Source organism: Marinomonas sp. 15G6-16, from assembly GCF_055809555.1.
The window spans coordinates 3,130,273-3,142,907 of the sequence record NZ_CM147916.1; the positions used below are offsets into that span (position 1 = coordinate 3,130,273).

Genomic DNA, 12,635 nt, shown 5'->3' on the forward strand with positions numbered 1-12,635 from the left:
TATAGGCCCAATAATGAGTTGGCTATTGCGTAAAACGATTGTGATTGCTTTTTGGGTGCTTGTTACCTTCACGGCATTGCTCGCCATTTTTTCTTTGAGTGTTGCAAATTTACTGCCTTATTTAGATTATTATCGTCCGCAAATAGAAAATAACTTGGAGCAAATAACAGGTTATCCTATTAGTTTGGGTAGTATCGATGGGCGTCTAGAGGGAATTGATCCGACTATTTCAGTTGGCGATTTTCAGTTGTCGGTTAATAGTAAGCCTTCGATTCTTGTCAATGAGATGCGTGTTCGACTGGATACGATTAAATCACTGTTAAGCTTAAGTCCACAGTTTACCTATATCAGGTTTGTGGAGCCTGTTGTTTCTTTGCAGGAAAGCGAAGGGCAATGGCGTCTTAACGGTGCTAAACCTTCTCGTACAGTGCGTAATGATGTTGGTATTGAGCGCGCTTTAGACTACCTCTCTGAACAGCGGAATTTCTCCATAATAGACGCTAGTGTAGAAATACACAGCGACCAATTTGGCGAGCACATTCTTGGTATTCCTCACTTATACATATTCCAAAAGTCATTTGGTTCTTTATTAACTTCTACGTTTTACTTAGATGGTAATGAGGCTCCCTTCCAAATAGATGCTCGTTTGGCTGGTTACAGTGGTTTGCTTGGCAATTATCGAATAAAAGCATCTCTTGACGCACCTTTATTCTCATTGCCAATTAAGGAGGCATTCCAGCTTGCTGATTATTCAGTAGAAGAAATCGAGACTGGAGGCAAACTTTGGTTCGATGTTACCGTAGGGAAAGAGGTTGAGCTTCGTTCTCAAGGTGCACAATTCAATATATCTTTTGCCGATGGCAGAGCTTACCAAACAACTTCTTCTCTTCGTCTACGTTACGCTCAAACCTCACCAAGTTTGCATGTAGATCTGTATGATTTAGAGGTAAATAACGAATTAAAAGAACCTTATCCGACAACGAACCTTTCATTTGATTGGTCCTCGCTTTCTAAGCGCTCCAATATCCGGTTTGATCAGATAGATTTAGGTATGGCTAATCAGGTAGCGTCTTACTTTTTGCCTGAAGAATCGGATGCTCAATCCATATTGAGTGGATTGAATCCGACTGGGGTAGCCACAAATGGTGCGCTTCAGATTTGGCGAGAAAATGATCAGCCATCGTTTCAGTTCTTAAGTAATTTTCAGTCTGCTTCAGTTGATGCTTACAATGGTATTCCAAAAGCCACAGGTGTGAATGCAGTCTTTAGTTTATCGAATGATAGTGGCTATATCGACTTTAAAGGGCAAATGAGTGAGCTGCATTTTGATACGGTTTATGACAGCCCTTGGTTTGTGGATGCTTTGTCTGGGTATGTTAATTGGCAAAAACAGCAGGATACTTTTTTAATTGTAGGGAAAGACCTTAATGTAGAGCGTAATGCTGCTCATATCCAAGGTGGGTTTCGTTTAGAGATTAGAAAAGATGAGCCGGACTGGATTTCGTTAAACTTGCATGGTGACAATATTCCGACCTCTGATCGACTATTGTATATCCCACCAAAAGCGCTCAACGAAGACCTTAGACAATGGATAGATTCCTCTTTTGCTGATGCAGGCATGGTGAGCAGTGCGGATGTTCTTTTACATTCTGAGCTTTTAGATGGTGCTGATCCACATGTGAGAGTACAGCTTGCTGCTCGTGATCTTTCAATACGATTTGATGAAAACTGGCCTGTGGCAGAACAGGTTAATGGTGCCTTTGAATTCGATAACAAAGGCATTTCTGTCAATGTTGACTCAGCTGTTTTGTCAGGGCTTAGCGCTTCAGACATAAAGCTAAGTGTGCCTATTGTAGATAATGCTGCAGATTGGCTGAATATCAAAGCTCGGGTCAAAGATGACTCCGCTACCATTATTTCCATGTTAAAAGAAACTCCCCTAAACGAAACAATAGTTAAGCCTTTTGAGAATTGGGATGTTACTGGAGAGGTAAGTGGTAGTTTTGATGTGAGCGTGCCTTTTTCACATGGCCAAGATCCAAAGGTTCAGGTAAGTCTGAATTTTGAGAATAACCCTGTAACATTGAAAGACTTAAATCTTCCTACGGTTATTAAAAAGGGGCAATTAAATTATACCTCTGCAGAAGGTATTCAAAATTCAGAGTTCCAAATTCAAGGTTTGGGAGGTGAATCACGCCTTAGCCTGACTTCTAACAACACATCTGAAGGTGAATTGGCTATCTCTGGAGATTTGTCGGGAGTAGCTAATTTGCGAAATGTACTTGAGTGGCGTGAGCTCCCAGACGCTTTAACAAATGCAGTGTCGGGAAATACGTCTTACAACGGCACTTTATCCATTAATCAGTCACAAAGTGGGCAGCTTGATTTAGTCATAAACAGTGATTTGCTTGGAGTGAATGTTGCTCTTCCCAAGCCAGTCGGCAAGAAAAGTGAAGAAGCTAAACCTCTTAAAATAAAACTTAGGCAGCATGAAGACGACTTGGTTGTTGACCTAAATTACAGTGCTTTGTCCAACTCACGTTTCCTCATGAATGAAGGAGAGTTTGTGGGCGGAGAGGTCATTATGAATGGCGAAGAAGGGCAGTCTTTAAGTGACACAATTCCTAAAGGGTTAGTGTTGAATGGCAACTTTGACTACTTTGATGTTCAGGAGTGGTTCTCAGTCTTCAATAAATTCTCATCGAATAGTGTGAAGCAAACAGAAGTTGAAGTTCCTCAACTGCCAACATGGATCAATAGAGTGAATCTTATTATTGATGATGTTGAGGTGAATCCGTATAACACTTTGCGTAACTTTAAAGTGTCTTATGATACTTCAAAGAGCGGTGCTTTATTGGTGAGTTCTGATGAACTGAACTTCTCGTATACAAATGAAAGCCAAACGCCAAATTTACATTTTGGTTTTTTAAGCTGGAATACGGCCCCTTCAAATGATGATTTAGCCCCACAGGAAAGCGAAAATGTAGAGGCACCAATTTCGGCATATCAGGTGCCAAACATAACTTTATCGGTGGATGAGCTGTATTTAAACGAAAAGCCATACGGTGATTGGCAGCTGGCAGTCAAAAGAAATGCAAATAAAGTGAGTGTTGAGCCTATAGCGACCAAATTAAAAAGCGGTACTTTTTCTGGGCGTTTCGTTTGGGTTGATGCTGGAGAAGATTCTACCGTTGAGTTGTCGATAGGAGCAAAGGGTAAGGATATTGGCGAATTAGCTGGGAAGTTTTCTAATGAGAGTTATCTCTCATCCAAGGCTTACCAGCTTGATGTTGACCTCAATTGGGAAGGGCATCCGTTTTATTTTGACCGAAGCTCTGTGTCGGGCGGTATTAGTTTTTCTGCCGAAGACGGCAACTTTCACAAGGTTGATGAGTTACCCTCCTTTTTGAAGGCGCTTGGTATTTTCAATATTGGTGCTTTGAGCCGAAGGTTGGTGTTGGACTTCTCTGATATTTACGAGCCTGGGTTAACCTATGATGATTTCAATGGAGTGTTGTCTTTAAATAAAGGGATTTTGACGACAACGAAGCCAATCAAGATTGTCGCACCTTCTGCAGAGTTGGTTGTAGAAGGGAAGGCGGACATTATAAATGAAACATTGGATGAGAAATTGACGGCAACTTTTCCGTTAACGGGTACTTTACCTCTCGCTGGCTTGTTGCTTTCCACGCCTCAAATTGCCGGTTTGCTTTTTATTACGGATAAATTGATTGGTGATCAATTGTCTAAGGTGACCAGTGTTCAATACAAAGTAGAAGGTTCGTTTAATGATCCGGTTATTACGCCCATTAAGTATCGACCTTTGGAGAAAAAGTAACTAAGTTTTACTTTCAGGGGGCTCTTTGTCTCACATAAAAAAAGCTCTAGCTATTTGCATAGCTAGAGCTTTTTTTATGACTTATTTTTTTTAGGTGTTACTTAAGGCCTAAGCGTTTTTCTTCTGCTTCACGTAAAAAACGAAACAGCTTTTTACGGTTGGTTGTGTTGCTTCCTTGTGACACTTCTTTCTGAGATAGGCGAATAAGCTGTCTAAGTAGTTGTATGTCTTCCATGTTTGGATTTTCGTCTAGATATTGAGACAGAACCTCTTTACTGTTTTCACTGATTAAAGCGTCTCTTTTGGCTTCTAATTGATGAAAAAGCTTATTGTATGCGGCTGAGGTGGAGTCAAATAAAGCCACTCGTTGAGCAATCGCTTCATGGTCTTCCGTACGCATGATTTTGCCTATGTACTGTAAATGTCTTCGTGATGCTTCGTGGTGTTTGATTCTTTCTGCTTCTGCAATGGCATCGCGTAATGTGTCAGACATTTCAACCTTCTTAAGTTGGTTTTTGCTTAACTTAAGTAGCTTTTTACCAAGATCTTGCAAAGCTTCCATTTCTCGCTTGATCTGGGTTTTGCTTTTAGGAATGTCGTCTTCATTTTCAAATTGATCAAAGTCTGTCATGGGAACCTATATTAAAAAGATGGTAGCAAGGCCAAGGAAGGAAAGAAATCCAACAACATCGGTTACTGTTGTGAGGATTACGCTTCCGGCAAGAGCTGGGTCTATACCGACTTTCTTCAATAAAATCGGTAAAAGTGTGCCTGTCGTTGCGGCAAATAAAAGATTAATGATGATCGCGCCCGCAATGATATAGGCAATCTTCATATTGTCAAACCAAAGTGCGGTGAGAGCGGCAATAATTGTTGCCCATAAAAGCCCATTAATAAGGCCAACAATGAGCTCTCTGTTTAACAACCAGCGAGTGTTGGTGGTGCCTATTTGGTCGAGCGCGATGCCGCGTATTACCAATGTGAGAACTTGAGAGCCTGCGATACCGCCCATACTGGCGACGATAGGCATGAGAATGGCGAGAGCAACAACTTGGTCTAGTGTGTCCTGAAATAACCCAATGACATAAGAGGCAATAAACGCCGTCACCAAATTGACTCCTAGCCATACGGCGCGGCGCCTTGTTGTTTTCATAATAGGGGCGAATGTATCTTCGTCGTCATCAAGACCAGCCATGCTTAGCATTGAGTGTTCTGCTTCGTCTCGAATGACATCAACCACGTCATCGATCGTGATTCGCCCTAGAAGCTTTTTGCTTTTTCCATCAATAACAGGGGCAGAAACAAGGTCCATTTTTTCAAATAATTGCGCTACTTCGCTGGCAGGTGTTTCAGCTTCAATGACGGTGTATTCTGTTTCCATGATATCCCGAACGATATCGCTGGTGTCTGACACTAATAATTTTGTGAGAGGAAGTGTGCCTAATAAGCGGTCAGATCGGCTAACAACCAGCAGGTTGTCTGTCATATCAGGGAGAATGTCGTGTCTTCTTAGGTAGCGAAATACAATATCAATCGTTATGTTTGGACGTATTGTTATTGTGTCTGTATTCATTAAGCCACCGGCAGAATCTTCCGAGTAGCTTAAGAGAGCTTCAACACGCATTCTGTCTTGCGTTGTCATGGACGCAAGAACTTCTTTTACAACGGTTTCAGGTAGGTGTTGTAATAAATCGGCTAAGTCATCGCTTTCGAAATTTTCCGAGAGCTCTATCAGTCGCTCGGTATCCATGTTTTTCATGAATTGAGCGCCGATATCTTCACTTAGGTATTGTAGTACTTCGCCTTGGTTTTCTGAGTTAATTAGCTCCCATAAAAGCTTTCGCTCTTTAGGCGGGGAGGATTCGAGTAATCGAGCAACGTCCTGCGCAGGTAGCGCACCGTTAAGTAAATAACGGATTTGCATGGTGGCACCGGATTCAAGAGATTCGGTGACTGTCTGCAGATGGTTAGTTAGAGTTGCTTTCTCTGACATATAAAGTGTTACTCATCTTCACCAAAACGATTATTGATCAGTTCTACTATGGCTTTTAGAGCGTCTTCTTCGTCATCTCCATTGGTTTTAATATGAATTTCGGTGCCTTTTCCTGCAGCGAGCATCATCATTGCCATAATGCTTTTTCCGTCGACGTTACGACCTTCTTTTTCGATGGTAATATCACAGGAGAAGCGAGAAGTTGTTTCGACAAGCTTTCCTGCTGCTCTAGCATGCAAGCCAAGTTTGTTGATGATAGTAATAGACTCTTCTTGCATGCATGTTTCCTATATTAACGAATCAAATATATTGAATAGCTCTTCGTTTGTTTGAGCGGTTCTTAGTTTATCTAAAGATTGTGGCGATTGTGCTAATTCTGCAATTTGCGCCAATGTCGATAAATGAGAGTCGCACTCGTGAGGTGGAACGATGAGGGCGAAGATCAAATCTACCGCTCTTTTGTCAATAGCATCAAAGTCAATCGGATTTTGTAATGACATCACAACGATTGCCGTATGATTAGCAGACTCCAAACGGCAATGAGGGATGGCTATACCATTTCCTATACCAGTACTACCAAGTTTTTCTCGGCCTAACAAAGCGTCATAAACCGCTTCGTTATCGCAATGCAGTTTGTTAGATGCGACTTCCGCTAAGTTCTCAAGAACGCGTTTTTTGCTGACAATCTCTTGTTTTGCAAAGACAAGTTCTGCTTTCAATAATGATTTTAATGGCATGGTAAAATAGTGTCCGTTTAGATCAATCGCTTGCGTTCATTGGATGGCGGTATGTTCATCGCCTCGCGGTATTTTGCGACAGTACGACGGGCAACTTGTATGCCTTGGTCTGCCAAAATAGTCGCTAGTTTATTATCGCTTAAAGGTTTTTTCGCTGGCTCATCTGTTACTAGCTTTTTAATCATGGCTCGTATCGCTGTAGAAGAGCATTCACCGCCAGATGCTGTGTTGACATGGCTAGAGAAGAAATATTTAAGTTCAAAAATACCTTTTGGTGTGTGTATGTATTTTTGAGTTGTCACCCTAGATATTGTCGATTCGTGCATGCCGACTTCTTCTGCCACATCATGAAGTACCATGGGTTTCATGGCTTCTTCACCTAATTCAAAGAAGTCAATTTGACGGCTTACAATACAGCTGGCAACTTTCAGTAGGGTTTCATTTCGGCTTTGTAGACTTTTCATGAACCACTTGGCTTCTTGTAATGACGTCTTAATATAGCTCGCGTCCTCGGGTGTTGATGCGGTGCTAGCCATAGCAGAATAAGTTTCGTTTATTTTGACTGGCGGCAAAGCGTCGTTATTTAGCTCTACTTGCCAACTGCCATTGCGCTTTTTGACAGAAACATCTGGAATGACATAGTCCGTATCGTCTGCATCAATAACAGAGCCTGGACGAGGATTAAGTTGCTGTATTAGGCTAACAACTTCTTTGAGAGCTTCGTCTTTGAGCTTTGTTTTTCTGCTTAATTGCGCAAAGTCACGACTACCGAGAAGTGGCAAATAATTGTCAATCAGGTTGTGCGTGCTTTTGTATAAAGGATGGTTTTGAAACGCTTCTAACTGAACTAAGAGGCAGTCCCGTAGATCGGTAGAACAAACACCTATAGGATCAAAACGCTGCAGTCTATGTTGGACGGCCATGACTTCTTCTATATCAAGTTCTTCTAGTTCGATAGAAAGAGACTCGCAGATATCGTCTGGTGTAATACTTAGGTAACCATCTGGCTGTACGCATTCAATAATTGCGTATGCAATCTCAATGTCTCTATCAGACATGTGAGTTAAATTTAATTGCCAGATTAAGTGGTCTTGTATGCTTTCTGCTGGCGCATTACGGCTTTCGAAGTCGCCGTCACCTTCATAGCTATTGTTGTCGCTGATCGCGGCAGAGCTTTGATAGGTGTCATCCCAGTTGCTGTCTATTGAGAGCTCTTCAGGAATGCTTTCTGTCCATTCTGATTCAACACGAGCTTCTTCACTTGTATTGACATCAGGTGTTTCTGGTGTGCTTTTGGATTCGATGCTGGCTGGTGCTTCTACTTGTCCTTGTTCGTCATCGTCAAGTTCAAGAAGAGGGTTTGACTCAAGAAATTCATGAATTTCTTGTTTAAGATCCAGCGTAGAAAGCTGCAACAAACGTATCGCTTGCTGTAGCTGAGGTGTCATGGTCAGCTGTTGACCGAGTTTTAACTGTAAAGACTGCTTCATGGAGCAACTCTTTTTATTTGAGTGAATTGGAACGAGTTATGCATACTACTCCCTTTCTGCAGTAATGATAAGGGGTTACAGGCGGAAGTCGTCACCTAAATAGACTTTTTTTACCTGTTCATTGTTAATAACTGTACTGGCATCACCAGAAGCAATGATATATCCGTTACCCACAATATAAGCTTTATCGCAGATGTCTAAGGTTTCTCTGACATTGTGATCTGTGATTAGAACGCCAATGCCGCTTTCTTGTAAGTGTTTAATAATAAGTTTGATATCGCCAACAGAAATAGGGTCAACACCAGCGAAGGGTTCGTCTAAGAGAACGAACTTTGGATTCATTGCTAGTGCTCGTGCAATTTCTACGCGGCGTCTCTCGCCACCAGATAAGGCCATGCCTAAGTTCTTTCTGATATGGGTAATATGAAATTCTTCTAATAAATCTTCAAGCCTGGATTTTTTCTGGGCTTTTGTGAGTTCTTTGCGTGTTTCTAAAATCGCTAAAATATTGTCTTCAACAGACATTTTTCTAAAAATGGAGGCTTCTTGTGGTAAGTAACCGATGCCTTTTTGTGCTCTAGTGTGCATGGCGTTACTGGTGATGTCTTTACCATCGATAAATATGCCGCCTGCATCATTGGCAACCATTCCAACTATCATATAAAAGCATGTGGTTTTGCCTGCGCCGTTAGGACCAAGCAAACCAACCGCTTGGCCAGACTCAACTGAGATGGAAACATCCTTTACTACTTGTCGTTTTTTGTAGCTCTTTGCTAGGTTTTTAGCTTCTAGAAGGGCCATTTATTGAGCAGCCTTATCTGTTTGAGGTTGTAGCGTCATGGAGACTCGACCGGAATCTTTTTTCTCTGCGTTAAAGGTGCCATCTTCGACCATATAGAGAATGTAATCTGCAGAGATAGAGTTATCCATTCTGCTCAAGTAACCATCACCCATGATCTCAAGTTTGGATTCCTGTGTTGAATAGTGTATCTCGTTACCTTTACTGATAACAATATTTCCACTCCAGTCAACTTGTTGGCTAAATTTAGCAGGTTGCCCCAAAGCTTCTAAATTGCTGAACTTTTTAGTGGTGGCATCCGTGGTAACTTTTAAGTATTGCGCTTGTATTTCAATAGAGCCCTGTTTAATGAAGACATTGCCTTTGTAAATGGCTTCCCCTGTATTTTGATCAAAAGAGGCTTCGTCTGCTTGAATTTCTATCGGTTTGTTTATGTCGTCTGGGAGGGCATAAGTGTATTGGCTTAATAAAGCAGAAGTTAGCAAGGCGCTAATGTTAATCAAGTGTTTCATATGTTCCTCTTACAGATCCTGTCATGATGACTTCTTCTGAATTGATATAGGTCGTAATTTTGTCAGCGGAAGTTTCTCCTTGTGTGGAGACTAGCATCGGACTTCCTTGGCTTGTTAATGATTGATCTTTATCTAAATAATGTATGCTGTCTGCGCTCAGTTTTATGTCTTCAGATTGAAGATATGTCTTAACGGCTTCAGCCTTGTCTGTGAGTAGAATATCATTACTTCCATCATGAATGATGCCTTTATTTGCTTTTGCGCTCCAAGTGCCTGACTCAGATTTTCGTGCAACGCTTGGAGAATCAAGGAGTGTTTTAGAGTCATCAATATAATGCAGCGTTTGCTTCGCATGGAGGGTTTCGATTAATTCTCCATTTTGATTGAACTCTTTGATGGTTACCTGAGTAATGAAGTAGTCCGGAGAGCTGCTTAAAGAATCTGTTGGTATTAGACTTCTTTGAGGAGAAGCTTCATGCCATAGAAAAGCAGCTACACCAGCAATCAATAAGATAGCGAATAATAAGATTTTAGGCGTAGCTGTGCTTTCAAATTTAAACATTAGATCGAACTGCCTGAGCTAATTATAAATAAATAGACACAATAAGATCCAAGAAGCGGTAATCCAACCCAGCGTGGAATGCTGCCGGTTTTAGATTTTTTGAAAATATAAATAGCGAACGCAAGAGCGATTGTTAAAGCCAATACCCAAGGGTAATCTCGATTAGTTACGTTGGCATCAATTATTCCCGGTGCAATCAACGCTGGTAATGGTAATACTGTTGCCAAGTTGAAAATATTGGAACCTAAAATATTACCGATGGCGATGTCATGGTGACCTTTTCTTACACTGCTTACTGATGCGGCTAACTCTGGCAAGCTGGTGCCAATAGCGACGATAGATAGTCCAATGATGAGCTCACTGACGCCAAGTGCTGTTGCTATGTTAATTGCTCCCCACACCAAGAGTTTAGAACTGCCAATTAAAACAGCTAAACCAATTAAGGCAATGATTAGGGATTTAACAACTGGTGAGCCATCGTCTTCTGGAAGTTCGTCTTTTAATTCGCTTTCGAGGTCTTTGCTGCCCTTTAACAAGATGCTCAAAATTATGATGAAGGCTAAGATTAGAAGGATGCCATCTAATACGCTCAAAGCTTGATCGTAAAGTAAGTAACCAGCAAGGAAGGTGATGGCCAGAACGAGCGGTACTTCTTTTGTTGTTAAACCCTTTGCGATAGGAACAGGTGAAAAGAGTAAAGTGATTCCGAAAACCAGAGCGATATTGGCGATGTTAGAGCCAATTACATTTCCAACTGCAATTTCTGGAGCTTGATCAAATGCGGCGATTGCAGAAACAACCATCTCAGGCGCGGAAGTACCAAGAGCAACCAACGTGATACCTATTACCATTGGGCTTACGTTAAGTTTTTCGGCGACTAACGCTGAGTGCTCGATGAATTTATCGGAGCTCATGACTAAAAGAATTAAACCTGCGATAAGCGCAATGGAAGATAGCAACATGATGTGGAAAGTACTCATAAATTCAGGGAGTACCATTTAATGAGGTTTGTGATTGAAATTCAAGACTTGACCTGACAAACAAATTGAATTTGCTTTGCTTTGATTTTATTTATAGAAGGGCGGTGGTAGTATCTGGGGATATTTTGTAGGGATAAAAAATGTATGTCAGCGCTTGATGCTTATATAGATGTTAAAAATCTCAGCTTCTTCCGAGGCGGTCGTGTTATTTATGAAGATATCTCACTTACCATCCCGAAAGGGAAAATTACTGCGGTAATGGGGCCAAGTGGAACAGGCAAAACAACCTTGCTGCGCTTGATTGCAGCGCAACTGGAGCCGGATAGTGGCTCTATTTTAATTGACGGTGAAAATGTTCATTCTTTATCTAGAACAGACCTTTATAAGGTTCGTAAGAAGATGGGCATGCTTTTTCAAAGTGGTGCACTCTTTAGCGATATGTCAGTAGCAGAGAATGTCGCTTTTCCTATGGAAGAGCATACCAAGCTTTCAGCGTCAGAAATTCAACGTATTGTGGCTGATAAGCTGCACAGTGTTGGCCTTAGAGGGGCGGCTGGTTTAATGCCATCTGAATTGTCTGGTGGTATGGCTAGGCGTGTTGCTTTAGCTCGCGCTATTGCGTTAGATCCTGAGTTAGTCATGTATGATGAGCCTTTTACAGGGCAAGATCCTATATCAAAAGGTGTACTGGTGAAGCTCATACGCCAACTTAACGATACCGCCAATATTACTTCTGTTCTTGTTTCTCATGATGTTGAAGAGTCGCTTTCTATTGCTGATCATGTATGTATTTTGGCGGGAGGACGGGTCATTGCTGAAGGCTCGGCTGAAGAAATACGAGCTTCTGACGATCCAGAAGTTAAACAGTTCTTGAATGGTGAGCCAGATGGCCCTGTGCCTTTCCATTATCCTGAAGATGTGCTAGCTAATGAGGTTGTATTATGAAAACAGTGGCTTCTTTAGGGGCGTGGTTTCTTAGTTGGCTCGAAGCAGTTGGAAGAGCGGGTGTTTTCTTGGCTCAAAGTGTTTTTAGGTTGCCTGTGCGTTTCAATGAGTCAGTTAATCTCTTAATAAAACAGTTATATTCTGTTGGGGTTTTGTCTCTTGTTATTGTTGTTGTGTCTGGTGCTTTTATCGGTATGGTGTTGGCACTTCAAGGTTACAGTATTTTAGCAAAGTTTGGCTCTGAAGAGGCAGTTGGTCAGTTATTAGCATTGGCTTTATTGCGAGAGTTGGCACCTGTTGTGACGGCTTTGCTGTTCGCTGGGAGAGCTGGTTCTTCGTTAACGGCCGAAATCGGGTTGATGAAAGCAACCGAACAGCTTTCCAGCTTTGAAATGATGGGGGTTGACCCGCTACGAAGGGTAATTGCTCCAAGATTTATTGCTGGTGTGATTTGTTTGCCTTTATTGAGTTTAATTTTTTCTGCAACGGGTATCATTGGTGGTTTGGTTGTTTCCGTTGGTTGGCTAGGTGTTCATGATGGCGCTTTTTGGTCGCTGATGCAGCAATCTGTTTATTTTGATACAGATATCATAAATGGTTTTGTTAAGGCCTTGTGTTTCTCGGTCGCTGTGACTTGGATTGCGGTGTATCAAGGTTACGAGTGTGTACCCACATCAGAAGGGATTGGTAAGGCAACCACTCGAACGGTTGTGTTAGGTTCATTGGCTATTTTGGCGCTGGACTTTGTGTTAACGGCTGCCATGTTTGGAGATTTTTAG

Annotated in this window: 12 protein-coding genes; 3 read left to right on the top strand and 9 right to left on the bottom strand. The window is 41.7% G+C overall.

Annotation, left to right across the window (positions count from 1 at the left end; translation table 11 throughout):
- The first annotated feature begins 13 nt into the window (after positions 1–13).
- Complete coding sequence (locus AC0L46_RS14830) at positions 14–3,838, top strand: YhdP family protein (RefSeq protein ID WP_473504672.1); 3,825 nt, start codon at positions 14–16, stop codon at positions 3,836–3,838.
- Positions 3,839–3,935: 97 nt separating this feature from the next.
- Here AC0L46_RS14830 and yjgA read toward each other — a convergent pair whose 3' ends face one another.
- The 9 genes from yjgA to AC0L46_RS14875 all read right to left on the bottom strand — a co-directional run bounded on the left by yjgA (position 3,936) and on the right by AC0L46_RS14875 (position 10,911).
- A complete protein-coding gene (gene yjgA / locus AC0L46_RS14835) occupies positions 3,936–4,469 on the bottom strand; it encodes a ribosome biogenesis factor YjgA (RefSeq protein ID WP_473504674.1) in 534 nt (177 codons plus the stop codon).
- Between the two features lie 6 nt (positions 4,470–4,475).
- Entirely contained in the window at positions 4,476–5,831 is a 1,356-nt protein-coding gene (gene mgtE / locus AC0L46_RS14840; RefSeq protein ID WP_414681962.1) for a magnesium transporter, read from the bottom strand.
- A gap of 8 nt (positions 5,832–5,839) precedes the next feature.
- Positions 5,840–6,109: an HPr family phosphocarrier protein gene (locus AC0L46_RS14845; protein WP_473504677.1), complete on the bottom strand. Its 270-nt coding sequence runs from the start codon at positions 6,107–6,109 to the stop codon at positions 5,840–5,842.
- A gap of 9 nt (positions 6,110–6,118) precedes the next feature.
- Positions 6,119–6,568, bottom strand: coding sequence for a PTS IIA-like nitrogen regulatory protein PtsN (ptsN, locus tag AC0L46_RS14850; protein ID WP_414681961.1), 450 nt, complete (start codon positions 6,566–6,568; stop codon positions 6,119–6,121).
- A 17-nt stretch (positions 6,569–6,585) separates the two neighbouring features.
- The gene (locus AC0L46_RS14855) at positions 6,586–8,058 is read right to left on the bottom strand and encodes an RNA polymerase factor sigma-54 (protein ID WP_414681960.1); all 1,473 of its coding nucleotides are present in this window, start codon (positions 8,056–8,058) and stop codon (positions 6,586–6,588) included.
- A 75-nt stretch (positions 8,059–8,133) separates the two neighbouring features.
- Complete coding sequence (gene lptB, locus AC0L46_RS14860) at positions 8,134–8,859, bottom strand: LPS export ABC transporter ATP-binding protein (RefSeq protein WP_414681959.1); 726 nt, start codon at positions 8,857–8,859, stop codon at positions 8,134–8,136.
- Positions 8,860–9,369, bottom strand: coding sequence for a lipopolysaccharide transport periplasmic protein LptA (lptA, locus tag AC0L46_RS14865; protein ID WP_473504680.1), 510 nt, complete (start codon positions 9,367–9,369; stop codon positions 8,860–8,862).
- A complete protein-coding gene (gene lptC, locus AC0L46_RS14870; protein WP_473504682.1) occupies positions 9,353–9,931 on the bottom strand; it encodes an LPS export ABC transporter periplasmic protein LptC in 579 nt (192 codons plus the stop codon). Before lptC ends, lptA begins: the two co-directional genes overlap by 17 nt.
- Entirely contained in the window at positions 9,931–10,911 is a 981-nt protein-coding gene (locus AC0L46_RS14875; protein WP_473504684.1) for a calcium/sodium antiporter, read from the bottom strand. Before AC0L46_RS14875 ends, lptC begins: the two co-directional genes overlap by 1 nt.
- A gap of 144 nt (positions 10,912–11,055) precedes the next feature.
- Between AC0L46_RS14875 and AC0L46_RS14880 the strand changes: the two genes are divergently transcribed.
- Positions 11,056–11,856, top strand: a complete 801-nt coding sequence (locus AC0L46_RS14880) for an ABC transporter ATP-binding protein (protein WP_473504686.1) — start codon at positions 11,056–11,058, stop codon at positions 11,854–11,856.
- Positions 11,853–12,635: a lipid asymmetry maintenance ABC transporter permease subunit MlaE gene (gene mlaE / locus AC0L46_RS14885; RefSeq protein ID WP_473504688.1), complete on the top strand. Its 783-nt coding sequence runs from the start codon at positions 11,853–11,855 to the stop codon at positions 12,633–12,635. The genes AC0L46_RS14880 and mlaE overlap by 4 nt, the downstream gene beginning before the upstream one ends.